Origin of the sequence: Vibrio amylolyticus (assembly GCF_023145695.1) — a bacterium.
Lineage (GTDB): Bacteria > Pseudomonadota > Gammaproteobacteria > Enterobacterales > Vibrionaceae > Vibrio > Vibrio amylolyticus.
On sequence record NZ_JAJHVV010000009.1, the window covers coordinates 73,866 to 99,688 of the forward strand.

At 43.0% G+C, this 25,823-nt stretch carries 21 protein-coding genes and 1 pseudogene; 14 read left to right on the forward strand and 8 right to left on the reverse strand.

Annotated features, from left to right (window positions below):
* Positions 1 to 73: 73 nt before the first annotated feature.
* On the forward strand, positions 74 to 2,734 hold the full coding sequence (locus tag KP803_RS14975; protein WP_248009660.1) for a cellulose-binding domain-containing protein: 2,661 nt from the start codon (positions 74 to 76) through the stop codon (positions 2,732 to 2,734).
* Between the two features lie 239 nt (positions 2,735 to 2,973).
* Here the strand turns inward: KP803_RS14975 and KP803_RS14980 are convergent, their stop codons facing one another.
* The 5 genes from KP803_RS14980 to KP803_RS15000 all read right to left on the reverse strand — a co-directional run bounded on the left by KP803_RS14980 (position 2,974) and on the right by KP803_RS15000 (position 6,735).
* Positions 2,974 to 3,918, reverse strand: a complete 945-nt coding sequence (locus KP803_RS14980; RefSeq protein WP_248009661.1) for an alpha/beta hydrolase family protein — start codon at positions 3,916 to 3,918, stop codon at positions 2,974 to 2,976.
* Positions 3,919 to 3,972: 54 nt separating this feature from the next.
* Positions 3,973 to 4,392 (reverse strand): GFA family protein, encoded by a 420-nt coding sequence (locus KP803_RS14985; protein WP_248009662.1) that lies wholly within the window; start codon positions 4,390 to 4,392, stop codon positions 3,973 to 3,975.
* A 40-nt stretch (positions 4,393 to 4,432) separates the two neighbouring features.
* On the reverse strand, positions 4,433 to 4,927 hold the full coding sequence (locus KP803_RS14990) for a P-loop nucleotide/nucleoside kinase family protein (RefSeq protein WP_248009663.1): 495 nt from the start codon (positions 4,925 to 4,927) through the stop codon (positions 4,433 to 4,435).
* A gap of 152 nt (positions 4,928 to 5,079) precedes the next feature.
* The gene (locus KP803_RS14995) at positions 5,080 to 5,862 is read right to left on the reverse strand and encodes an alpha/beta hydrolase (RefSeq protein ID WP_248009664.1); all 783 of its coding nucleotides are present in this window, start codon (positions 5,860 to 5,862) and stop codon (positions 5,080 to 5,082) included.
* A gap of 240 nt (positions 5,863 to 6,102) precedes the next feature.
* Entirely contained in the window at positions 6,103 to 6,735 is a 633-nt protein-coding gene (locus KP803_RS15000) for an HD domain-containing protein (RefSeq protein ID WP_248009665.1), read from the reverse strand.
* Positions 6,736 to 7,078: 343 nt separating this feature from the next.
* Between KP803_RS15000 and KP803_RS15005 the strand changes: the two genes are divergently transcribed.
* The 4 genes from KP803_RS15005 to gatZ all read left to right on the forward strand — a co-directional run bounded on the left by KP803_RS15005 (position 7,079) and on the right by gatZ (position 12,069).
* Complete coding sequence (locus tag KP803_RS15005; RefSeq protein ID WP_248009666.1) at positions 7,079 to 7,477, forward strand: hypothetical protein; 399 nt, start codon at positions 7,079 to 7,081, stop codon at positions 7,475 to 7,477.
* 134 nt (positions 7,478 to 7,611) lie between these two features.
* On the forward strand, positions 7,612 to 9,483 hold the full coding sequence (gene secD, locus KP803_RS15010; RefSeq protein WP_248009667.1) for a protein translocase subunit SecD: 1,872 nt from the start codon (positions 7,612 to 7,614) through the stop codon (positions 9,481 to 9,483).
* 74 nt (positions 9,484 to 9,557) lie between these two features.
* Positions 9,558 to 10,478, forward strand: coding sequence for a protein translocase subunit SecF (secF, locus tag KP803_RS15015; protein ID WP_248009802.1), 921 nt, complete (start codon positions 9,558 to 9,560; stop codon positions 10,476 to 10,478).
* A gap of 316 nt (positions 10,479 to 10,794) precedes the next feature.
* On the forward strand, positions 10,795 to 12,069 hold the full coding sequence (gene gatZ, locus KP803_RS15020) for a tagatose-bisphosphate aldolase subunit GatZ (protein ID WP_248009668.1): 1,275 nt from the start codon (positions 10,795 to 10,797) through the stop codon (positions 12,067 to 12,069).
* 146 nt (positions 12,070 to 12,215) lie between these two features.
* Here the strand turns inward: gatZ and xylB are convergent, their stop codons facing one another.
* Complete coding sequence (xylB, locus tag KP803_RS15025) at positions 12,216 to 13,703, reverse strand: xylulokinase (RefSeq protein WP_248009669.1); 1,488 nt, start codon at positions 13,701 to 13,703, stop codon at positions 12,216 to 12,218.
* Between the two features lie 162 nt (positions 13,704 to 13,865).
* Here xylB and KP803_RS15030 point away from each other — a divergent pair, with 162 nt between their 5' ends.
* From KP803_RS15030 to KP803_RS15065, 8 genes are all read left to right on the forward strand, one after another.
* Positions 13,866 to 14,912: an alcohol dehydrogenase catalytic domain-containing protein gene (locus KP803_RS15030; RefSeq protein WP_248009670.1), complete on the forward strand. Its 1,047-nt coding sequence runs from the start codon at positions 13,866 to 13,868 to the stop codon at positions 14,910 to 14,912.
* Positions 14,912 to 15,766 carry a tagatose-bisphosphate aldolase subunit GatY gene (gene gatY / locus KP803_RS15035; RefSeq protein ID WP_248009671.1) on the forward strand — a complete coding sequence of 285 codons (855 nt, stop codon included), beginning with the start codon at positions 14,912 to 14,914 and terminating at the stop codon, positions 15,764 to 15,766. The genes KP803_RS15030 and gatY overlap by 1 nt, the downstream gene beginning before the upstream one ends.
* A 12-nt stretch (positions 15,767 to 15,778) precedes the next feature.
* On the forward strand, positions 15,779 to 16,201 hold the full coding sequence (gene fucU / locus KP803_RS15040; protein WP_248009672.1) for an L-fucose mutarotase: 423 nt from the start codon (positions 15,779 to 15,781) through the stop codon (positions 16,199 to 16,201).
* A gap of 9 nt (positions 16,202 to 16,210) precedes the next feature.
* A complete protein-coding gene (locus KP803_RS15045) occupies positions 16,211 to 17,734 on the forward strand; it encodes a sugar ABC transporter ATP-binding protein (RefSeq protein ID WP_248009673.1) in 1,524 nt (507 codons plus the stop codon).
* Positions 17,734 to 19,734: a substrate-binding domain-containing protein gene (locus KP803_RS15050; RefSeq protein WP_248009674.1), complete on the forward strand. Its 2,001-nt coding sequence runs from the start codon at positions 17,734 to 17,736 to the stop codon at positions 19,732 to 19,734. Before KP803_RS15045 ends, KP803_RS15050 begins: the two co-directional genes overlap by 1 nt.
* Positions 19,735 to 19,783: 49 nt before the next feature.
* Positions 19,784 to 20,806: an aldo/keto reductase gene (locus KP803_RS15055; RefSeq protein ID WP_248009675.1), complete on the forward strand. Its 1,023-nt coding sequence runs from the start codon at positions 19,784 to 19,786 to the stop codon at positions 20,804 to 20,806.
* Between the two features lie 137 nt (positions 20,807 to 20,943).
* The gene (locus tag KP803_RS15060) at positions 20,944 to 21,717 is read left to right on the forward strand and encodes a DeoR/GlpR family DNA-binding transcription regulator (RefSeq protein WP_248009676.1); all 774 of its coding nucleotides are present in this window, start codon (positions 20,944 to 20,946) and stop codon (positions 21,715 to 21,717) included.
* Positions 21,718 to 21,828: 111 nt separating this feature from the next.
* Positions 21,829 to 22,767, forward strand: coding sequence for an AEC family transporter (locus KP803_RS15065; protein WP_248009677.1), 939 nt, complete (start codon positions 21,829 to 21,831; stop codon positions 22,765 to 22,767).
* On the opposite strand, the gene KP803_RS15070 is transcribed toward KP803_RS15065, so the two are convergent.
* Complete coding sequence (locus KP803_RS15070; RefSeq protein WP_427916959.1) at positions 22,762 to 23,808, reverse strand: sensor domain-containing diguanylate cyclase; 1,047 nt, start codon at positions 23,806 to 23,808, stop codon at positions 22,762 to 22,764. The genes KP803_RS15065 and KP803_RS15070 overlap by 6 nt on opposite strands.
* A 211-nt stretch (positions 23,809 to 24,019) precedes the next feature.
* Between KP803_RS15070 and yjjG the strand changes: the two genes are divergently transcribed.
* The gene (gene yjjG / locus KP803_RS15075; RefSeq protein ID WP_248009679.1) at positions 24,020 to 24,694 is read left to right on the forward strand and encodes a pyrimidine 5'-nucleotidase; all 675 of its coding nucleotides are present in this window, start codon (positions 24,020 to 24,022) and stop codon (positions 24,692 to 24,694) included.
* Positions 24,695 to 24,764: 70 nt separating this feature from the next.
* On the opposite strand, the pseudogene traF reads toward yjjG, so the two are convergent.
* Positions 24,765 to 25,769 (reverse strand): annotated as a pseudogene (gene traF, locus KP803_RS15080) (conjugal transfer protein TraF); the annotation flags it as partial.
* Positions 25,770 to 25,823: the final 54 nt, after the last annotated feature.

Genomic DNA, 25,823 nt, shown 5'->3' on the forward strand with positions numbered 1-25,823 from the left:
TAATCTAATGAGTAGTTCGCTCTTATTTGAACGTGGAATAGAACAAAATAACAATCAACTGAAAGGTGAAATTATGTTTAGGATGAACAAGATAGCCGCCACATTGGCGTGCGTCGTTTTAAGCGGACATTTGTTTGCTGCTGAGCCTTATGATGCTACCCAAACTTATTCTGGCGGTACACAAGTGACCGTAGGTGGGGCAACTTATGAAGCCAAGTGGTGGGTTAACGCAGGACAAAGCCCAACAGACGACTACGCTAATGAATGGGACTCACCATGGAAACTGGTTAGTGGCACAGCCCCAGACCCGACACCGGATCCAGACCCAACACCGGATCCAGATCCAACACCGGACCCAGACCCGACACCGGATCCAGACCCAACACCGGATCCAGATCCAACACCGGACCCAGACCCAACACCGGACCCAGACCCAACTCCAGATCCAAACCCGACTCCGGGTGTTGGCGTATGTGCAGACTTTAATGTTTACCCAAATTGGACACGTGGTGATCACGCTACGAATGGCGATATCATGGTTAATGATAATATTGCCTATGAAGCGAACTGGTGGACAACAGCAGTACCAGGAAGCGATGGCAGTTGGGCACATCACGTAAATTGTGATAGTACGCCACCGGGAACAGCGCCACTCCTTTCATTACCAAACCCGATGGATCCAGTTAGGCTAGAAGTGAATGGTTGGCCGAGTCATTTTGTGGTCGCAAGCCCTGCAACCATCGATGTTCCGGCAACGGTTTCGGTTAATACTGCTAACAGCCAAGATCTCTCAGATATGACTAAGCTAACCAATGGGTTCGTTTCACTGATTAATGCGGTGGACACGGCGGGTACAGCGTCTGTCATCATCAATAGCGATGTGTTAGATGCAGCCACGGCTGATAAAGGTCAAGCACTAGGCACTGTTGCGGTTAAACAAGCACTATTGGCTGCAGTAGATGCAACCGGAAGCCAAATTGATATCACTGAAATCAACGCACTCACGGACGATGTACAAGGCTGGGCGCAAGCTCATAACCTTGTTATTTCAACGTTAGCACCTCAGGCAACGTTTGGTTGGGCACTAACTATTGGCGATTTTGCTTACGATACGCACTCTGGCAGAAGAGCGGTTTGGAATGCAGCCTCTGGTGCAACTTCAGATTTACTTTCTACCTTTGAGTTATATAGCGCGACATCGGCGAATAAAGCGGATTTCGTTGCTTTCAGCAAGTCGAGCACATCGCCAGCGTTAACCGCTGACCAATGGCACTATGCGTTGGAATACGTTAAACAAGTGACGGATTATCTTAAAACTCCAGCACTGTTATCGTCGGTTCCTACCGCTCAAGCAGCGAGTTACTTCCTAGGTAATAGCACCGGTGAAAGCAACATTCGTAAAGCGGCACACAGCAATATTTTTGCGCTTTCATTCGATACAGATTCAGCGGATCTAAGTGCCAAAATCGCAAGCTATCAAAGTGCTACAGTACCGCTTTATTATGTAGGCGAAAGTGTAACGAATGGTCCGTTAACTACTAATGCTTCATTAAACAGTGAGTTGGTGGCAGCAGAATCGGCAATGAACAACCAAGCGTTCTTGTTTGAAACCCCTCAATCTCAGTGGATTCCATCGACTGTGTATAAATGGGCGGATTTCTTAGCTGGCTTGAACTCAATGCATAACGTTGGGGTAGCAGGCAACACATTCTGGCTACTTGATGAAACAGCTGACGATGCAACCAATGCGCTGTATGCGAAAGTCGCGATTGCTGCATTCTTATCTCAAAGTATGCAAGAGACTATTCGATACAATGCTTGTGATGAGAATAACTGGTCAGAAGTGAAATACGGTGCTGCTGTTGATTATCCTATGACTGCAAGTTGTGGCCAGTTAGGTCAGAAATACGCAGATTACGGTATGGATCCAAACACAGGTGTCGACCACCCATATTCTTGTCCTCGTAACCCGAAAATGGAAGTGAGCGCATTAACCAGTGCCAAATGGTACGGGGCTCCAGCGCCAATCTTTGCCGCACCAGACTCAGTGTTTGAAGAGAAAGGTTTGCTCGTGAATGGCAATGTCGGTCGTTGGACCAACAATGGTCACTGTAATGAGGTACCTACTACGGTAGATACGTCTAAGCAGGTTTGGGAGCGTGATGAGTGTAAAGTTTACGAAGACCAAAAAGCGGGCAAATTCATCTGGGATGGAACCGATACGACCGGAACAGTGGAAGGTTGTGGTTGGTGGGGCCGTGGTGTTATTCAAACCACAGGTCGTCAAAACTTTGGTACGCTGAACCACTTCATGGGACGTTCACACGTCGATCCTGCGACTATCGGTACGACAGTCAATGGGGTTGTGGTTGAAGCTCCGCCAACAAACCCGCTGTACTCCGATCTTGATTTCTGTTCGAACCCTGGGCTGATTTGTAGCTCCGAAGAGAATAGAGAGATCAAATGGATTGCAGGTCTATTCTACTGGGTATCATCAGTACAGACTTACAATGATGAAGGCGGCCCATATGCGCACTGGAACTATCACACAGAGCTGAAAAAGTATGTTGATGGTGGCTTGCAAGGCACAGCGTTTATTGATGCGGTTTCGGGCATTGTTAACCGAGGCTGTCCTGACAGTACTTGTCCGGTAAGTGGTGAGGTTCACGCGGTTAAAGAGAGACAAGATAACTTTAAACTTGTTTTACAAACACTGGGTGTTAATCCACAGTAAAAACGAAAAGGCGTAATATTGTTGTTACGCTGATTGTAAGTAGTAAAGGCTCCCTATCTACTAGGGAGCCTTTTTTGTCAGTAGTGAGCTTCACTGCATTCAGCTTAATGAGAGGCTTGAAATATCAATACACCGGTACTGATGGAAAGGGCGTAGACTAGAGGTTAATTTGCCAACATTAACTGGAGCCATCAAAGAACGTGTTCTTTTTAGCTGGAGTCACTTTGCTAGATATTTCTTTATTTATGGTGTTCTTCTAACCAAGATACTAATGTTGGTATGAATGTATCGGCTAGGGCTTGTTGTTCGTACCACATCAACATTAGCCACTGTTTGTAGCCGAACTCTTGTGTATTGAATAATTCTGAATCCAACATTGAATGAGTAGCGTTTGGTATTAACTTGGCCGTTATCTGTGGATGTTGTCGTGTTTTCCAACTCTCAAATTCTTTCTTGGCATTTACATTTAGATCATCATCTCCCCATAACAATAACCCAGGTGTTTTTATCCTTTCGTAATCTTGAGTGGCGTCTGACTGAACGTTATCCAACACAAAATGAAAGCGCTCTTTGATCATTGTTTGTGAACCAACAAAGTCAACGTATTCGGCATAGGATGGAGAGGTAGACAAAAAATCAATCTCGCGATTATAAGATAAAATTGCCTGTTCAATTTGATTGGCATTCCCACCAGCCACAGTATGTTTCACTCGAGTGAAATATCGACCTTGATCCACCCAGTTAGTTGCGAAACCAATACCGATAAAGAAGCCAATCTTAGAGTGCAATCCAGCAAGAGTAGGGACAACCCAGCCAGCTTGGCTAAAACCCAACAGCCCCGTGTTGTCTGCGTTGAAGCCATACTTCTCTTGAATTACCTCTATGGCGGCAAGAACTTCATCCTGTCGTTCAGTCATGGATTGCTCAAGCCAGTTTCCGGTTGATTGACCGACACCAGGTTTGTCCCAGCTAAAAATCGCGTACCCATTTTGTCTAAGAGGTTGCCAGATGAGTTTATAGTACCCCTCAGCATCATAAGAGGTTGCGCCATCACCGTGAACGAAAAGAATGACACCTTTTGTATCTTTATCATCTGTCGGCTTAAGATACTGGCCAGATAAGATAGTATTGCCATGTTTAAACACGATTGTTTCAGCATGGCTAGCAAGGGTGATAACGGTCAATAACAGTCCTAGAATGCACTTATTCTTAAAATTCACTCTTGTTAGTCGCATCAGCTAATTATTCTCGGAATGGGTCTTTATAGGTGGTGCTTCATCATATTGTGGAACGCCTTCTGCAATGATTTCCCAAGACGCTTTTGAGCCGACATAAATGTGTTTACCAAGTTCTATTTCAGGCTCTCCATTTACGCAACCAAGCGTCACGCCATGCACAGTACCTTCATATATCCCACAAAGGGTTGAACCACATGTACGACAAAACTGGAGACCAAATCCATGTTTTCCGACGTACGAGGTTAACCGTTCTTCACCTGATACCCATTGAAACTCGTTAGGCTCGACGATTGCGTAAGCCGATGCTTGAGAGCTAAATGCCTTACGGCATCGAGAACAGTGGCAAGACACCGCATCGTGTAGTTTTCCATCAATACGGTACTTTACCTCTCCACAGAAACACTCACCTGTAATGACCATGATCACTCCTTGTGCTTAGTGCTTGGTTAACGGCGCCTCGCTAGACGACAATCTTGCGACCATGTTCTAGCTCGCTATCATCTGGCACTTCAAACCTAGGCTCCATAAAATCGAACATCATGTCTGTTACTTCAAAGGAATAGACATTTGGATCTTTTTCGATATTTCGTTTTTCTACACGTTGTTTACGCATTTCTACTTGCGCATTAAGGAAATGAACTTCGGCATTGATATTCAATTTCTTAGCCTTGTTAATAAAAACTTCTCGCTGTGCTTTTGTTGTAAAACCTAAATCGAGTACTACATTGCCATCCAACGAGAGAATTTGTTTACTCACTTCCCATATTTGCTGATAACAACGTTCAACACGTTCTAGCATCCATGAATATTCAAGCGACGTCATATCTTTAGCAAAGAGGGTTTGCATCCATGGGTCGATTGAGAATTTCACCGCATCGATTTCCTGACAAATGGAGATTGAATATGTAGTTTTACCAGCGCCAGTAGGACCGCAAACGAGAATTAGCCTAGCCATTTACAACATTCCTTTTTATGTAATATGGATGTTATGCATTGTGCCTTATATGCTTGTTGTAAACTGTGAAATGAGTGTGCCATAAGTGATAAAGCGCGCTGAAAGGAGTAAATCTAAGTATGGGGAGATTTGTGATGGTAAATCGATGTCGCCTAGTCTAAATCGTTTAATTTAAGAAAAGCTAACAATTCGTCCCATTTACGTGGGCAATTATTATGACCACAATTTTCCGTATAAAAAGTAATATTCTCACTTGAATTTACCAATGATTCTGCGTGTGAAATGGGAATTATCGCATCGTTAACCCCGTGATAAATAAAGATAGGAATATCTAACTGTTTTATGATCTCTTCATTGTCGTAACGGTCTGATACTAGAAAGCCGGGTAACCCTTTATCTGACACTAATTTAGGAAGGGATGAAAAGGTCGACTCTAAGCATAACGCTGATAATGGGCGTTGTTTGGCGAGTAGAGCTGCGGCTCCTCCACCAATAGAGCGACCATAAGCAATAATCTTATTTTTATCTATTTCTGGTAAGTTACTCACTAAATCAAACGCGTTAAGCATAGTTCTATTTATTGTACGGAAGTTTGTTTTTTCGACAGAGCCGCCATAGCCAGGATACTCGACAATTAAAACGGCAATATTATTTTCAATGATTGTATTGAAGCTATTAAGCCAATGGCTAGCCAGTTCAGCGTTACCATGAGTAAAAATCATTAATGGTACTTGTTGGCTCTCACGTAATTTAGGCATCAGTAGGAAACCATCACTAAGTCCCAAATTAACGAGTGACGCATGTTCAGGTAATGACACCTCTAACGGTGGCTTTGGTTCTGGGTATATCAGTTTATCTTGAAAAAAGTATAGCGATAATAGCCCCGCAGCGAGACCGAAAAAACTAATAAGTAAAATATTCAAAGCCATTTTCATAGGTTGGATGTCCGATGTCACTGCGCCATTTGTTATTGCTACGTATATATAGGTTGGTAACTGTGCGCTGATTTCGCAAAGTATTCGGGTCCGTTGTCCAGTTATATAGTACTCTAACTTGGTGTTTTCAAACGGGCATCAACTAAGCATTGTTCGTCAAAATCATAGGATTGAATTAACGTCCCATAAATGTTTAGCATGACATGGTTCATAGCATTCCCTTTATGTTTACAGCGTGTGTTAGCTGCCAATTTCAACCCCCAACTGCTGTAGATAATCCTTCATGAAGTTTACCCGTTTATCGGCTTCAACTTTTGCCGACTGTGTTCGCATGCTCTCGGGTAACCGAAACAACTTAGTATAAAAATGATCGATAGTGTTCAGCTTATCGTTAGGCTCTCGGTGACGACAAAACGGATCTCCAGAGTGATATAAGCTTACCCCCAAACTTGCACTGACTTGAATACACCGTGCAATGCCTATGGCCCCCAAAGCATCTAGCCTGTCTGAGTCTTGCACTATTTGAGCCTCGATTGTTTTAGGCTTTATATTCGCGCTAAAACTATGAGCAATAATAGCGTGCTCAATTTCCTCATGATATTTCGTTGGGTACTCAATGCGCTCTAAAAATAATAGCGCTTTTTCAGCGGCGATTGTTGAGCTTTGAGAACGATTTGGGTGGTTTTTGGGAAAGGAAAAGCAGTCGTGTAAATACGCGGCGGGAACAACAACTTCTAACTTAGCGGCTTCAGACTGACACAGTGCCTTTGCTGTTTTTACGACTCTTAATACGTGGTTTAAGTCATGCGCTAAATCCTGCTGCATTTCGGATTGTATGAAATCAATAAACTGAGTTTCGAAATTCTCTAACACTGAATACTCCTTGAGTCGTATTGTCTTAATGTTGAGGTGTGACGTTTAACGCGTACAAAACAACAGGGATCTGCTCTTTCCTTAAGAACAGTTTGCGGAACCTTTGTACGTAACTCAAGATCTTATCTAGGTTAATGAGAGTAACGAGGGAATACCGGTAGGAGGCTTTATGTCTTTTCGCAATAGAGGACGTTACAAGGAGATATTCGAAAGATTTTAGATGTTTTTAGTTGTGGCTAAACCTATTCATAACTATTATGTTCACCTGTTGATTACTCATGCCACTTAATTGATGCCTGTACACTTTTTAAAGATATTTTGCTTAACAATTCTTGCGCTGCTATTGCCTTCGCAAGCTTTCGCGAGCCTGATACAAAGTGATACTAAGCTAGAAAATCGTGAGGTTATTTACAACCTTAACTTGTGGAGTGAACAACCGTTATCGCTAGACTTTAATTCAACAGCACCTAAGCCTCTATCAAAGAGTGATGTCAGTGGCAGAGTTGTCGCTATCATCAATTCCAACCGCTGGTCTCCATCATCGACCTCTATTGAAGAGGTGAATGAACCGAGTAGTGAATTCTTTGATAACCTTGCTCATATTCCTCATTTTAAACGTCTACTATGTAACCTTTATAATGTGGATTCTTGGGTCGGTGACGCTCACGCATCTGAACATCGCATTTCAGGGTGGAAAGATTCTAATGCCCTCTATGTCGCTCTAAATAGCCAGTTTTCATAAACCGTTTTCCCCTCTTTACAAAAAAGAAATAAATAATTTTCTTTCGATGAACTCGCCCGTTATCAATTAACGATGGTGATGTTTAACGACGCTATTTTTATAACTTGATCTCATGGTCAAGGAACGGTTTATTTATGAAAAACAACGCCCAAAATAGAAACAAACCAAAGGCGAAATCGGCTCGCCTTATCAATCATTACCCGGTGTGGAAGTACCTTGTATTGATCACGACGATCATCATTTTGGCTTTGAGTGCTATTCCAACTTGGTATGGTGAACAGCCCTCTATTCAGCTGTCTCTTTCACAAGAAACACTGAACTCAACATCCGAGTATCAACCTAATTCCGTCATTGAATTTACCCATCTTTTGGAAGGAGAGGGGATTGCCGTGAATCAAATAGAGCAAGTGGGTAATCACTTCACTCTGCTGTTTGATTCAGAAACCGATCAAAGTAACGCTCGCATTATTTTAGACGACCTGATTAGTGAGCAAGACAGCATTAGCTTCTCTTACCTTTCAGTGGCACCAAAATGGTTTACACAATTCGGATTTAACCCTATTAAGTTAGGTTTGGATTTACGTGGTGGCGTCCAGTTTCTGCTTAACGTTGATGTTGATAAAGCGTTTGAAGAGCAACGCGATACGATGGTGGAAGAAGTTAGAGACTCATTACGCCTAGAGCGCTTACGGGGTGTAAAACTAACCAAGCTAGGTGTCGATGGTTTTGAGGTATCGACGTCGTCTTCACAGGCATTGAACAGTGCCAGTGCATTTATTAAAACCAATTACTCCGGTTGGGATATAAAGAACCACTCAGACTACCTAACGGTTTCTCCATCTGCGCAAAACCGAACTGAATTTCAAACCATTACGATTCAGCAAAACTTAAAAATAATGCGTGACCGTATTGAAGAGCTTGGTATTACTGAAGCATTAGTACAGCGTCAGGGTGAGCACGGAATACGTATTGAGCTACCGGGTGTACAAGATCCAACCCAAGCGAAAAACGTTATCGGTGCGACTGCGAGTTTATCTTTCCATCAGGCGAAATCGACCACTGATGGTATGACTCGTTCTGAGATGATCTTAAAAGATGAAAGCGGTCAACCTGTGATGCTAGCGAAACGCCCTGTATTAACTGGTGAGCACATCGTTAATGCCCGTGCAGGGATCGACGAAATGGGGATGTCAGAAGTAAACATCTCTCTTGACCACGCTGGTGGCAAGATCATGAGTGATTTCTCTCGCACCAATATTGGCAAGCCAATGGCAACGGTGTATCGCGAGTACACCACTAACGCTAAAGGAGAGTCTCAGCGCAGCGAAAAAGTCATTTCAGTCGCAACTATTCAGTCTCAGCTAGGAAGTCAGTTCCGTATTACAGGAGCAGGCTCGATGGCTGAAGCACAAGAGCTGGCTTTGTTGCTGAGAGCCGGTTCACTCACCGCTCCGGTGACGATTGTCGAAGAGCGTACCATCGGCGCATCTTTAGGCGCTGAAAATATCAAAAATGGATTTGCTGCGTTAGCGTTAGGCATGGGGTTAACCTTAACCTTTATGGCGTTGTGGTATCGACGCTTGGGCTGGGTTGCCAATACGGCTCTGATCACCAACATCGGCTGTCTACTTGGCTTAATCGCCTTATTGCCCGGTGCAGTCCTTACTCTGCCCGGAATCGCTGGACTGGTATTAACCGTAGGTATGGCGGTGGACACAAACGTGCTTATATTTGAAAGAATACGAGATAAGCTCGCAGAAGGTAGAACATTCGCGCAATCCATCGACCTTGGTTTTAGCAGCGCGCTTAGCACCATATTAGACGCCAATATTACCACCATGATCACTGCTGTGATTCTTTACTCTATCGGTAACGGCCCTATTCAGGGTTTTGCATTAACTCTCGGTCTAGGTCTATTGACCAGTATGTTTACAGGTGTCTTTGTTTCACGCTCTATCATCAATCTAATTTGGGGTCGCGATTCTCGTCGTGAAGTAAAGGTTTAAACATGACTAATCGCAGCATAAAGACAGACAGCAATATCGACTTAACCAGTAATATCGAGACAAATGGGAAAACAATGAAAGTGAATCCATTTAAAAAGAACATTCGAAAAATACGATACTTCACCAGTTATGTTTCTCTTTTCTTAATGGTGATCTCCGTTGCTGCCCTTGGAATGAAAGGGCTTAATATGGGCCTCGACTTTACCGGAGGAATGGTGACTGAAGTTAGGGTTGACCTTGGTCTGACTAACGGAGAGTTAGTCGATACATTAGCTCCGGAATTAGGCGAATTAACGACAGTAACGCATTCAGGTGAAGAGGGACGTTGGGTTATTCGTTACCCTATTCCTGATTCTTCCATTGAACAATCAGGCGTTGAACTACCGAATATAGAACAACTGCTGAGTGGAGTTTCAAACAATGTCGAAGTCATGAGTAACAGCATGGTGGGATCCCAAGTAGGGGATGATCTAGTGAATCAAGGCGGACTTGCATTAATGATCTCAATGTTGACCATATTGGCTTACTTATGCTTTCGTTTTGAATGGCGATTAGCCAGTGGCTCGTTGCTTGCACTGCTGCATGATGTGGTATTGGTGCTTGGATTCTTTGCTGCAACCCAGATGGAATTTAACCTTACGGTCTTTGCGGCAGTATTGGCAATATTGGGTTATTCATTAAATGACTCAATCATCATTGCAGATCGTATTCGTGAGCTACTGGTAGCGAAACAAGACAAACCAACTGCAGAGGTGACTGATAGTGCCGTCATCGCAACGTTTTCAAGAACAATGGTAACTTCAGGGACGACGTTAATTACTGTTTCTGCGCTTTGGTTCATGGGGGGCAATGCTTTGGAAGGTTTTGCTACGGCAATGTTTATCGGAATTCTATCTGGCACGTGGTCTTCGATTTCGATTGGTACAGTATTACCAGAGTGGTTAAAGCTACAACCGATACATTATTTACCTGTAGAGATTGATACTGCGCCTTAATGCGCTACGGCCTGCTATATATATAGGGTTTACATTGTAAACTATTAAAAAAAAAGAGCCATTTATAAGGCTCTTTTTTGCATTCATAGTGATATTTTTTGTCGCAGTGCATGTCTATGATTGGTCAGGCTTTCTAATCTATTACCTGCTGTAATTGAGCATTCATACCTAGTGTTGTCTCCTTCTATTTTTTCCTACCCCCCCTCTTGGTCTTTCGTTTGATTGTGTTTTCTTTCTTTTATTTGTCGTTTGTATTTACATTTCATTTCACTTCGATCAATAATAAACGAAATCAATTGAAGGAATAGGTGGTGGAATGAAAAATATCGTTAAGGCTCATGGTAGCAAAGGGAATGTAGGAATCTGTTCAGTGTGCTCTGCTCATCCTTGGGTGATTGAAGCAGCGCTCAGATTTGAGCTGGCATCGACCAATAAGGTTCTTATTGAGTCAACGTCAAACCAGGTCAATCAATTCGGTGGCTATACGGGAATGGTTCCGTCGCAGTTCAGAGACTTTGTATTTGAGTTGGCTAATAAGATTGGCTTTCCAAAACAGCGAATTATTCTTGGCGGTGACCACTTAGGGCCAAATTGCTGGCAATCAGAGTCGGCGGAATCGGCAATGCTGAAATCTGAAGCATTGATTGATGCATATGTATCAGCAGGTTATAGCAAAATTCACCTTGATACATCGATGTCATGTGCTGGTGATCCGGAGCCTCTTGACCCAATGGAAGTTGCTCGAAGAGCGGCAAGATTGGCCAAAGTAGCAGAGGCTTCTGCATCGCCTGAGTTAAAAGAGACCCTAACTTATGTTATTGGTACGGAAGTACCTGTACCGGGTGGTGAAAAAGAGGCCATTAAGGCTGTTCATGTCACTGAAGTAGACTCGGCGCGCATGACCATTGAAACGCATAAACAAGCTTTTGAAGAGATCGGTATTTACCATGCCCTTGACCGTGTTGTTGGTGTAGTTGTACAACCCGCGGTTGAATTTGACCACTCAAATGTCATTCACTATAAGTCAGAGCAAGCTCAAGAACTTTCAAAGTTCATCGAATCAACGCCGTACATTTACGAAGCTCATTCAACAGACTATCAAACCAAAGAAAACCTACAGCAGTTGGTACGCGATCACTACGCAATTTTGAAAGTGGGTCCTTGGCTGACGTTTGCCATGAGAGAGGCCATTTACGCGCTGGCTGAAATAGAGAAAGAACTCGTTGATGCTGCAAAGCAGAGCCATGCGAAAGATGTTATCAGCCAAATATTGATGGATGATAAGCGTTACTGGGAGCAGTACTACAGTACTACTTTTTCAGATGCTCGCGTTCAACTGAGTTTCAGTCTGTCGGATAGAATCCGTTATTACTGGGCAGATGAACGCATTATGAAAGCATTGGATACAATGATCAGTAACCTTGACGATGTTGAGATTCCGCTGGGCCTATTAAGCCAATACCTACCAGTACAGTGTGGAAAAGTACTCTCAGGAGAGATGAAAGCAACGCCGATGGAAGTCATTTACTCTAAAATCCAAGAGGTGTTAGAACAGTATAGTTTCGCCTGCGTTCCTCGTGAGTGCGCTTAGAATATAAATAATTATGCCGACACTGTTTAACGAGTCACTGCATTCTAATTAAAAACCTAAAAAACACCCAATGCGAATTCATTGGGTGTTTTTATTTAATATTTGTCTCGCTATTGACTAGTCTATTCGCCAACGAAGGGATTCACTTAACTCGGGAAATTAGTGTCTATGTAGTTATCGACAAGACGGTTGTATTGAGTTGAAAGTGCTTTGTATTGAATGTGATTGTTTTGATTCGGTCTAATTGTTTTGGATTCATCAAACTCGACAAATTTTTCACAGACTGTCGATATGTCGATTTTATTGGACCCATCATTCTCTTTTGCCCAATAGGCTTGTAATGCACCACCAATAGCTGCTGCTTCTGTTGATAGAGGAGTAATAAGCTCAAGGTTTGTTACATCAGAAATCATTTGGCGCCATACTCTACTGTTCGCTCCACCACCTATAACGCAAGCACGGTTAAATTCGACCCCAGACTGTTTTAGCACATCTATGCCTCGAGCAAGATTATAAGTTACCCCTTCAACAGTTGACCTAACTAGGTTTTGTTGTGTCAGGTTTGATGCGGATATATTCAGCAATGCACCTTTTGCACTGGGTACATTGGGAAGTCTCGCTCCATTGTAAAAAGGGAGCGAGAGTAGATCTTGCGAACCAATAGGAGCGCTGTCTAATAATGTGTCAAAATCTGAAATGCCTTTGCCCATTAAATTAAGAATTTGATTATTCGCAGTAGTGACATTCATGGTACTCACTAGTGGTAAATAGCCATTAGTCGAGGAGCAGAACGCATTAAGATCCGGAAATCTTCTACTATCAACCTGATTATGAGTGTGAGCGAAGGCGGTTCCAGATGTACCTAAGCTAACCGTTAACATACCTTGGTCTACATTTCCGGTACCAATGGCTGCCATCATATTATCGCCACCACCACTTGATACAATAACGCTTGGGCTTAATCCTAGACGGGCACAAATATTAGGCATTAACGTTCCGAACACCGCTTCTGATGAAACCACTTCAGGTGTTTGATAACTTGTTGGTAAATCGAGATATGAAAGTAGCTCATGATCGATTGATTTAGTATGGGTATTAAACCAACCTGTTCCTGATGCATCGCCAGACTCTATAGCATAACGGCCTGTTAAACAGTAATTAAGGTAGTCATGAGGCAGCATAATTTTGTGTATGCGTGAGAAGGCGGATGGGTTAATTCGCTTTACCCAGAGTAATTTTGCGATGGTGAAAGCAACGGGGACTTGAATTCCGAGTCTTTCATTTATTTCAGTATTATGAAATCTTTCAAATTCTTTCAGTTCATTTTCAGGCCTAGTGTCACACCAAAGCAGTGCATCACAGATGATTTGGTCATTTTTATCGAGTAGCACTAATCCATGTTGTTGCCCAGAAATACCGATACCTTTTACCGATCTCTTGCCATTTTCAAACCCTTTAAATGCAAGCTTTATTGAGTTATACATCGCATCAAGCCAGTCCTGCGGGGCTTGCTCTCTCTTTCCTGTCGAGTCTTGTGCAAGTTTATGTGGTGTATAAGCAGTATTTAAAACGTGCCCTTCATCCCACAGGACTGCCTTGGTCCCTTGCGTGCCGCAATCTATTCCAATGTACATTCTTTGATTCCATCCATTTGTTACTAATTTGATTGTTTTTGTGATCCAACATTAAATTTCGTAATATTACGTTGGCTTTCGAAAGGTATTGTACATAAAGTAGTAAGAAATCGAAAGATAAAATAAATTTGTGAAACTAAGTTAAGGGTAAGGGTCGTTTGAATGCTAAGTATCGCGGTTAAATCAAACAAAAAACTTGAGGTCGCCCACATCGCACAGCCGGAAGTTGAAGACAATTCGGTAATTGTGAAGGTGCACTTCTCTGGATTATGTGGATCAGATCTTCCACGTATTTTTTATGATGGGGCTCATTTTTATCCCATCGTTCTAGGGCATGAATTCTCGGGGGAGATTATAGAAATAGGAAAAGGAGTCGCTGATCTAAAAGTTGGAGATCGCATAGCGTGTGCCCCGCTTATTCCTTGTGGTGAATGTGAACAGTGTAATGAAGGCAACTACAGTTTATGTCCAAATTACAGCTTTATTGGTTCGCGTATTCAAGGCGGAAACGCTCAGTATGTAAAGGTTCCAAGCAAGTGCTGCTTTAAGCTGGTAGATGAAGTGACATCTAAAGATGCCGCATTTTTTGAGCCGTTAACCGTTAGCCTTCATCCAATTTTGATGGCTGATGGATGTGAAGGGAAAAACGTAGTTATCGTTGGCGTTGGTACGATTGGTCTACTAGCAGTACAAGCAGCAAAAGCACTGGGTGCAGTTAGTGTTACTGCTATCGACATTGATCAATCTAAGTTAGAAAAAGCGATGTCGATGGGGGCTGACTTTGTTATTAACTCGAGTACAGAAGAGGGAATGGCATTAGCCAATAATATAGATACGCCCCATGGACCTCAGCTGTTATTAGAGACGGCCGGTAATCCACAAACGGTAAAACTGTGCATAAGCATAGCCAAACCAAAAGCGACTATTGCTCTTATAGGTACGTTACATGCTGACCTTACAATGTCTCATCAAGAGTTTGGTCAAATACTTCGTAAAGAACTGAAGCTATTCGGCAGTTGGATGAACTATTCAGCGCCTTATCCGGGTAAAGAGTGGGAGCTGGCTGAAAGTCTTTTCTCATGTGGTTTAATTAAAACTGACGCTTTAATAGATGGCTTATACAGTCCAAACAATTTTGTGGAAAGAGTGAGTGAACTTCAGGGTCAAAGCCCATCAGGAAAAATCTTACTAGATTGGAGCCAACAATAATGAGCCTTACACACACAAAGTTCTTATTAGAACATGCTCAAAAACATGCTTATGCGGTCCCTGCTTTCAATATTCATAACCTTGAATCGGTTCATTGCGTTTTGGATACAGCCAAAGAGATGAGCTCTCCTGTCATCTTAGCGGGTACCCCCTCCACTTATCAATACGCAGGGACAGCGGAGTTAGTTGCTTTGGTCAGTGCAGCTGCAAGGGATAGGGATATGCAGGTCGCATTGCATCTTGATCACCACACTAGCATAGATGACATAGACACAAAGATTCGCGCTGGAATTCGTTCAGTAATGATTGATGGATCACATGAATCTTTCGTTAATAATATTTCTATCACTAAGCGAGTTGTTGAGTTATGCCATCGTTACGGCTGTAGCGTTGAGGCGGAGCTAGGGCAATTAGTTGGTCAGGAAGATGACCTCATTATTGAATCGGTAGATGAGCCTTATACCGATCCAATGCAAGCGATGGAATTTGCTAGCAAGACGGGTATCGATTCATTGGCTGTCGCAATTGGTACTGCTCATGGGCTTTATAAAAGTGAACCAAAATTGGATTTCGAACGGTTAGCTGCAATCGCAAAAGTCGTGTCAATTCCATTGGTACTTCATGGTGCGTCAGGCGTGTCGGCCGATGATGTTTCTCGTTGCGTGTCGATGGGGATTACCAAAGTCAATGTCGCGACGGAATTGAAAATAGCCTACGCCAATACCCTTAAAGCGGTGTTTGAAAACGACCCCAATGTAAATGACCCAAGGGTTTATAACATCGAAGCTAAAAAATCGATGGCACAAGTGATTAGACAAAAAATTGATATTTGTGGCAGTGCGGGACGTCTATAAGGAGCAATTAGGATGCTTAAAACAGTTAATCCAATTATAGAGCCTGAGCTCTTATACATACTGGCCAAAATGGGCCACGGAGATGAAGTTATCTTGTCGGATATTCATTTTCCTGCACATTCATTTAATAACAATGTTCTGCAAGCCAGAGGCTGCGAAGTATCAGCATTAGCTGACGCAATCACAGATCTTATCGAACTGGATCAGTATGTGGTTGATAAAGCGGTAATGATGCAAACCGTTGGTGATGATGTTCATCCGGAAGGTCTTATAGATGAATATACCCAAAGCCTGCCTACTGGTACTGAGATTTCATTTATTGAGCGATTTGCGTTTTATGAGCGAGCAAAAAATGCAAGTTGTGTGGTAGTAACGGGTACGACCAGAAAGTACGGGAACCTTATTCTCAAGAAAGGTGTGACTCCGACAAACTAAGGAATAGTTATGTGTAGTCCAATATTAACAATGAGTGGAATCTCTAAGGCATTTACGGGCGTGCAAGCTCTAAAAGATGTCAATTTTCAGCTTCGTGCTGGAGAAGTTCATGCCTTAATGGGTGAGAACGGAGCGGGTAAATCTACTCTGATGAAAGTACTGATTGGTGTACATAAAGCCGATGAAGGGCATATCACTTATCAAGGAAATAGTATTGAATATAGCTCAGTGTTAGACGCACAAAAAGCAGGAATATCAATGATATTTCAAGAGCTTAATTTAATACCTCACTTGTCGGTGGCTGAAAATATCTTTTTTGCACGAGAGCCTCTTAAGCATGGATTAGTAGACTATAAAACCATGCGTCATGAGGCGAGTAAATTGCTTGATATGTTTGATATTGATGTCAAACCTACGGACATCGTAAACACGTTATCTGTGGCGAAGCAGCAAATGGTCGAAATTGCAAAGTCACTCAGTTTTGATGTCGAGATCCTCATTATGGATGAGCCAACGTCAGCGTTAACGGATAAAGAGATAGACGCGCTATTTGTGTTGGTTGAGAAGCTAAAATCTCGCGGTGTGGCGATCGTTTATATCTCTCACCGAATGGATGAACTTAAGCGTATCTGTGATCACATCACTATCTTTCGTGATGGTCAATATGTCTCTAATCACAGGTTTAATGAGATCTCTATGGACGACATCATTGCCAAAATGGTGGGTCGAACCCTTGATAATCATTTTCCAGAAAAGAAAGCTGCTGTGACCGATGAGATGATTCTATCGGCAATGAATGTCACTCGCTTTGGGGTATTTAAGCCACTTAATTTCGATTTACGTAAAGGTGAAATCCTCGCAATAACAGGGCTTGTCGGAGCGAAAAGAACAGAGCTTGCAAGAGCACTGTTTGGAGCTGACCGCCTGTCGGATGGTGAGCTTTTTGTTCACGGTGAGAAAAAGACAATTAAGACCCCATCGGATGCAATAAAAGCGGGGGTGGCTTATCTCTCTGAAGATAGAAAGCTCAATGGCGTCGCAGTAAAAATGTCGATTCGTGAAAATACGACCATGGCGTCAATGGATAAAGTGAGCAGTCGTTTAGGCATTATTTCAACGAAATCTGAAACGGAAGCCGCAAAGCAATATATCGATAAGATGGCGATAAAAACCCCAACGGTTGAACAGATTGTTGGCAATCTTTCGGGTGGTAACCAGCAAAAGGTGGTGATCGGAAAGTGGTTGTTTAGAGACGCCAAAGTGATGATTTTTGATGAACCCACACGCGGGATTGATGTTGGTGCGAAGTACGCAATTTATGAACTGTTGGATGAACTAGCTTGCCAAGGAGTCGGCGTCATTATGATTTCGTCGGAGCTACCAGAAGTATTGGGCATGTCCGATAGAGTCATTGTAATGAAGGAAGGAGAGATGACAGCGATGCTAAATACCGCTGATACGTCTCAGGAGGAAATTATGCAGTACGCAACAGGAGTGAAAAATATGTTCCCTTTACTTGAGGAGGCTATCTAATGAGCGAACAACATAAAGCTTTGCTACAGAAACTGGCTTCGGTGGGGGGATTGCTCGCACTGATCATCGCCTTCTCTTTTTCAAGCCCACACTTTCTAACGATGAATAACATCATGACAGTTGGCCTACAAACCTCGACCATCACCATCATTGGTATTGGTGTCATGTTAACGATTTTAACCGGCGGTATAGATTTATCGATTGGTTCTGTGATGGCGCTTTCTGGCGTGACCGCGGGTATAGCGGTTAATGCAGGGCTACCTGTGCCACTTGGTATGGCTGTGGGTGTGGCAACAGGGGCATTTTGTGGCCTACTGAACGGGCTATGTGTCTCAAAGCTTCGCCTTCCTCCTTTTATTGCCACTCTAGGGATGATGATGATTGCTCGTGGTGTCGCACTGTACATCACCAATGCAGCGCCAGTTTCTGGAATGCCTGAATCATTTTCTTACTTAGGCAATGGTGCACTCTTTAGAGTCGCTGAAATTGGACCAACGGGCTTTCCTATTGTGAAGTTTGCGGGCATTCCATACCCAGTTATCGTCATGCTGTTAGTTGTTGCTGCGTTTTCATTCTTGCTAACCAAAATGCGTCTAGGTCGCTACCTGTATGCAATAGGTTCGAATGAAGAAGCTGCTCGCTTATCGGGTATTGATACTCAAAAAGTTAAAACTGCTGCTTATATGGCATCAGGCATGCTTGCCGGAGTTGCAGGCGTCATTATTGCTAGTCGACTTGTCACAGCACAACCGAATGGTTCTGTTATGGCGGAGTTAGACGCAATCGCATCAGCTGTTGTGGGGGGTACATCATTAATGGGAGGCGTTGGAACCGTAACTGGTGCTGTTATCGGCTCTTTCATTATTGGCGTATTACGCAACGGTCTGAACATGAACGGAGTGAGTTTCTTCGTTCAACAAATAGTCATTGGGGGCGTGATTATCGCTACTGTTGCATATGATCAATATCGTATGCACCGAACAACGACTGTTAAACACTCTACAAAAAATACTACAAAAAAATCCAAAAAGGATGGAGATAATATGAAAGTTAACAAATTAGCTACGCTTGCTGCTATGGGACTTGCATTCACTTTTGCTGGTGTGTCTGCCGATGCGACGGCCGCTCAAAAGGAAATTGCAGTTGTTGTTAAAACAGAAAACTCAAACTTCTGGCAAAACGTGAAGGGCGGTTCGGTAGATGCTGCCAATGGACTGGATGGCTATAACATCACATTCCAAGGGCCAGCAGCGGAGACCGCGGTTGATGAACAAGTGAATATGATTCAAAACGCACTAAACCGTGGTGTAGCGGGTATGGTTATCGCACCGACGGATCCAAATGCGTTAGTACCTGCTCTAAAAGCGGCTTGGGAACGTGGTGTACCTGTTGCTTTGATTGATTCAGGCCTAAACGATGATGACAAATACCACCAAGCTTTTCTATCTACCGATAATCGCGCGGCCGGAAAACTGGCGGCTTTGAAGATGATTAAAGCGCTTGATGGGAAGAAAGGTAAAGTGGCGATGATGAGCTATACCGCAGGTTCAGGCTCTGCCATTGACCGTGACGGTGGCTTCCAAGAGACAATTGAAGCCGCAGGCTATGAGGTTGTTGGCCCGTTCTATTCAAATGCAGATATGGTGACAGCGCTAAACCAAACGGTTGATGTATTGGCGTCCAATGAAGACCTTGTCGGTATCTTTGGCTCTAATGAACCAACAGCGGTAGGTATGGCTCGTGCAATTGAACAGCGTGGTTACGCAGGAAAAATCGTTGCGGTAGCGTTTGATGGCAATGCCGACATTCAAAAATTCATTCGTGATGGTGTACTTGATGGTGCAATCGTTCAGTCCTCTTATGGCATGGGCTTTATGGGTGTAGTTACCGTTGCTGAACTTCTAAATGGTAAAAAGCCAGAGTCGTTTATTGATACGGGTGTTGTGTACGTAACACAAGACAATATCGATAGTGACAAGGCACAAGCCGTACTTTACTAAATGGATTTTCCCCCTTTGTTAAGGCAAAGGGGGCATAGGGAGAAATACAATGTCTTTATCTACACTTGAGCACGCAGTCGATATCAATAAAATTCCGACAAAAACACTTCGTACTGGCGCTATTATGCCCGCGATAGGTTTGGGCACATTTGGGTCTGATCGATTTGGCCCTGAAGAAGTCTCTGAAGCGGTATTAGGCGCTTTAAAGGCGGGTTACCGATTTTTAGATTGTGCCTCTATCTACGGTAACGAAGATCAAATTGGTAAGGTGCTAAGTGACGCAATGGCGGATTTAAAACTGCCGCGAGAAGCCTTCTTTGTAACCTCTAAAGTTTGGAATGATCAGCATGATGATGTCATCAATGCCTGTAAGAAAACGTTAGCGGATTTACAAGTCGATTACCTTGACCTTTACCTTGTGCACTGGCCGTTCCCAAATTTTCATCCAATCGGCTGTGATGTTGATTCTCGAAGTCCGGATGCCAAGCCTTATATTCATGAAGATTTTATGAACACTTGGCGCCAGTTAGAGCAGCTTGTTGATATGGGGCTAGTGAAAGCGATTGGCACTTCAAATATGACTATTCCTAAAATGGAATTGTTAATGCGTGATGCTCGTATTCTACCTTCTGTAAACGAGATGGAGTGTCATCCTCTGTTTCAGCAGCAAGATCTTTATGACTACCTAACGGAAAATCAAGTAGTACCGGTTGGCTTTTGCCCGATTGGCTCTCCATCAAGACCTGATCGTGATAAAACTGAGAATGATCTGGTTGATACTGAACACCCTGTGATTGTAAGGGCTGCGCAGCGTTTGGGCGTTCATCCTGCGATTGTTTGTTTGAAGTGGGCGGTCCAACGAGGTCATGTACCCATCCCTTTCTCTGTTAAAGAGAGTGAATACGTTTCGAATTTAAGATGTGTCACTGAAAATCCGCTTACCGTTCAGGAGATGCGAGATATTTCGAAAATAGACGCAGATAATCGATTAATCAAAGGCCAGGTATTTTTATGGCAAAGTTCAAAAGGCTGGGAAGATCTATGGGACTTAGACGGTAACATTACAAAATGATGACGACTTAAGTCATTAAAAAGTTAGAATTTGCCTAATAAGGTTGCAGTTTGCTTCAGGTCATGTTGAAGTGAACTGTAATCGTTTGAGATCGAAATTAAACGAAAGTTTGATGATTGAGTTTGTAAGGTTGGTAAATGAATCCATTAAAGCGTAAAGAAAAAATCCTAGAGCTGCTTAAGAGGCAAGAACAGGTCTCAGTTAAAGAGCTGTCGACGTTATTTAGTACGTCTGAAGTGACACTGCGGGCGGATTTAAAAAGTCTTGAGAAGCAAGGTAAGCTGAAGCGATTCTTTGGTGGAGCTCAATCGATGAACTCACTCCCTTTAACCCAAAAAGATGATGAGGTTCAGCTAGATAGTCGCTACGATATGAATAAAGACTCTAAGAGCAAAATTGCCCAAGCGGCGGCGGGTCTGGTTTCAAAGGGGGATTCCATCATTATGGATAGCGGAAGCACCACTCACTTGGTGGCCGAGCAATTAGCGAGTGAAGGTGGCTATACCATTATTACTAATAATTTGGCTGCATCATCTGCTTTGATGGAAGCTCAAGATACAACGTTGGTCATCGTTGGGGGTACCTACCGAGCTAAAACAAAATCACTTCACGGATATCAAGCCGCTCAGTGTTTAGAGGGTGTTCAGGCGGATGTACTGTTTGTTGGTGCTGATGGCATTGACCCAGACAAAGGCATCACAACGTTCAATGAAGGATTTGCCATCACTGATGTTATGGCGAAGTGTGTGCAGAAAGTCATTGCGGTAGTGGATTCATCAAAACTTGGTCGCATTGGTTTCAACAAGGTACTCGATATCTCGCGCATCAACACTTTGGTTATTGATGCAGGCATTTCATCAGAGCAAAAGCAGAAGTTTGAGACGGCTGGTGTGAAGGTGGTTGTCGTATAACGCTAATAATGAAAAATTATTGTCGTTGTCAGTTTGGTGAAATAGGGTAAGCGATCCGCCTTTGTTAGGCTAGAGTAGGTGCTTACCCTCGCATGAGATGTTGTCGCAGTTATGGGTATTGCTTGGGCCTTAGTTATTGTCGTTGTTGGTTTTTTATTGGGGCTGGCTTTTCAAAAAGGTAAACCTACGCTTAGCCAATCGACGAGTATTCTTCTTTCAAAATTTTCGCTCTATTTTCTTATACCATTCAGTGTATTAAGTTCACTCTGGCAGCTACCAAGCATTACTGCACAGCTGATTTACCTGCCTTTCATTGGCGTGGCGGTAATTGGTGTTGGTATTGTGGTGGGGTTTATCTGCCGTCGATATTTTCAACTAAACGATCATCAGTTTGGTGCACTACTGCCCGTTACCGCATTTTATAACCTAGGTGCGCTAGGGAATCTAATTGTATTTGTGACTATCGGTGAGAATGGCATTGCGCTATTAGCGCTGTTTAAACTGTGTGAAGAGCTTATCTATTTCGGGTGGACATTCCCTTATACAAGAGCTCTAAATCATTCAAAAAATCAAAGCGTTTCAAGTAGAAAGCCGTTCTGGAATGATCCTGTTTTCATCGTGGCTCTGTGTGCAGTGGTAGCGGGTGTCTTATTAAATCAGTTTGAACTACCTCGTCCACAGAACTTTGCTGACTTTCTCAAAGTAACCGTGCCGTTAAGCAGCTTTCTTATGATCACTGCAGTAGGCATGACGTTCAATGTGAGTGGTGGTAAAAAGTGGTGCAAACTTGGTGTTAGCGCTGCTGTACTACGTTCCTTCGGCGCTATTTTGATAGTAGCAATACTGCTCTCTGTATTGGATCTTTGGGGAGCTTATCAAGGTGATCTTGCTCGAGTTTGCTTACTGCTCGCAGTGATGCCTACTGCGTTTATGTCAGTGTTACCTTCTGTGCTTTATGATCTTGATAAAAGTCTAGCCAATACCACTTGGTTAATCAGTTTTTTAGTCTCGCTATTAGTCATCCCTGCAACGATTTTATTTTTGCTATAACATTTCGTCGTCCCAGCAACAAACTTGATTTCGACCTAAGTTCTTTGCTTTATAGAGTGCAGCATCGGCTCTAGACATCACATCTTGAAAGCGATTGTCAGTCTCTTTTGGGGCTGAAATTCCAATGCTTACGGTACTTGTGAGCTCTTTATTATTGAATTGGACAATCATTTTTTCAATGGCAGCTCGGTGCTTTTCGGCTAATGCTATAGCGTCATTGAGTGTGGTATCACTAAGCAGTAAAACAAATTCTTCTCCGCCGATTCTGGCGAACAAGTCTTGTTTTCGCTTGATGTTTTGGATTCGTTTAGACAGTGCGATGAGAACCTCGTCACCCGCCAAGTGACCATGTTGATCATTTAGATCTTTGAAGAGGTCTATATCGATGATGAGCAAGGCATGATTTTTATCAAACGCTCTTGGTTTGCTATTGATAAGCTGCGTTGCTTCAATGAAAGCACGACGGTTTAGAACTCCGGTTAAGGGATCAATATTCGCCAAGTTCTCCATTTCAATCATCTGCTTTTGTACGCGGATCTGAGCGGCTATCCAACTTACTAGGCTAGATAGCACTCGAGCGTCTTGTTCATTGAAGTGGTCTTTATCGTGGTGTCCTATGTTAATAGTGCCAAAACACTTGCCGTCACTAATTAACGGCGCATCCATGCAAGAAAGCAAGCCTCCTTCGGATAGCCATTGGCAGTCCAATAAAGACTCGTTACTAGTATCATTGCAAATCGCGAGTTTTTCGTCGATAAATACTTGGCCAACTAAAGTGTTGTCTATTGGGATTGGGCGCTCAAGGGGAATGGCTTCGTTTCCACTTAGTGCAAAGAGAGACAAAAATTGAGTGTCTTGCTTTAACGCCACGCTCACTCGGTCAGATTGGAAGATCTCTTTAATCCAATAAGAGGTGCTATGAAGAATATCCCCTAAGGTTTTTGCTTGAGAGAGTTCGTCAAAAAACTCAAGAGGAAAGTAAGCGTGTTTAACTAGTTTGGTTGCTTCTCTTTGTGGTGAGTCGTGTTTCAATTGAGGCACCTCTTATAACGGCTTAGGATTTGATCTCCTCCAATCTAAAAGTTTAGGGAGTAGTTGAGAGATTTACAATTCTCAATATTGAGGAAGGCATCAATAAGTGCATGATTAAGAAAAGACTAAAGTAAAAACTGTGTGGAAGACCCCACAAAAGTTTGATTACACCAGAATAGAAAATGATTACACTGCGTTCAGATTAAGAGTAGGAGTAACCATGAAGTACGATTGGATATTATTTGACGCTGACGAGACCCTGTTTCATTTTGATGCTTTTAAAGGGATGCAGCTGATGTTTTCGCGTAAGGGAGTGGATTTTACCGAGCAAGATTACGCTGTTTATCAAGAGGTAAATAAACCACTTTGGGTTGATTATCAAAACGGTGATATTACCGCACATCAGTTAAAGCATACTCGCTTTGAATCTTGGGCTGAAAAACTCAACACAACAACAGCTGAGCTTAATTCTGCATTTCTAGAGGCGATGGCAGATATTTGTACTTTGCTACCAGGGGCAAAAGAGCTTATGGAAGCGCTGTCTGGAAAGGCTCGTATGGGTATCATTACCAACGGTTTTACCGAGCTTCAAGCGATACGGTTAGAGCGTACGGGAATGACCGATTATTTTGAACATGTAGTGATCTCTGAAGAAGTGGGTATCGCTAAGCCTGATTTGGGTATTTTTTCCCATGCATTAGAGCGTATGGGGAATCCATGTAAATCTAAGGTTCTTATGGTGGGTGATAACCCTGATTCGGATATCTTAGGTGGTTTGAACTTTGGTATTGAAACCTGTTGGCTAAACACCTCAGATAACCTTGCTCCTAAAGAACTTAAGCCACATTATACGGTGAACTCATTGCATCAACTTAAAAATATACTTTTAAGTTAGAAAAGAGCCTGAATTTAAGAGCGCCAAATGTTCACTTAACTACATTCGGCGCTAGTTCTATATTTATTAACTAATAGGTGAATGCTAACTGAGCAGAAACACCGTAATTATTGTCACTTCCTGCTTGTGCTGCGATATCAAGACCAAGTACTCCCCATGGTCTAAAGCCAAGCCCTACCGAAATTAGGTCATCAGCGTGATCAGTCAAGCTATGCATGTAGCCGGTTCGAAACTGAGCCCAACCCCAAGCATCAAGCTCAGCACCAAAACGAGCGTACTGAGTTTTATAATCAAACTCTTTCAAATATTGCTTACTATTTAGATCAAAATCTGCAGCAAGCCGAACCCAGTTTCGATCGTAATTAATCCCTAGTACATACTCGGGTTCAACGAGGAAAGTTGCCGATTGGCCATAGAGTTCGTTCGTACTTAGTTCATGACTAATTAGGTTACGAGCAGTAAAACCAATGTTAGTTTTATCTGTTAGATCATAAGACAATCCGAAATCCATGTTGAATCCGGATTTTTCAGTATAATCTTCATCCCACTCAAATGAACTATCTTCCATATCGCTTAATGATTCAACGTAATTCAGTGCATAGATCTGCTGAAACTTTGGTGAGAACCCTAGAAGAAACGCATGCTCTCCCCATTGTATTTCTCTAGCGAAAGTCAAACCAATATCCAAGACTGCTCCTCCTGCAGACTGAGCGCTTGAAAAGAGCTCATCTTGCGTTGGGTCAGCTGCCGCCAAGTCACGTTGATCTACCATGATAGCCGAAACAACAGAGACTTGGCCTTTAGTGAAGAAATTCGTACTTAACACACTGTTTGGAATAGCAACGGCCATACCAACGTTAGCTTCAACATTAACCACCCCTTTGTCCAAAGAGCGCATAGCTTGTCGCCATTCTTGAAGTAATTGTTGATCGCTTGGGTTGAGTTGTAGTTTGTCATCTAAATCGATAAAGCTATCAAGTTTATCAATGGTGTCATCGCCATCATGAACGCGCGCGCCCACCATCGGTAGGATAAAACCAAACCCATGATCTTGTTGATCCTTTGCTGCTAGAGCCGGGTTGTGGAAGCTAGATGTAAGAAAGTTAGCGGAAGCAACACCTGCCCCCCC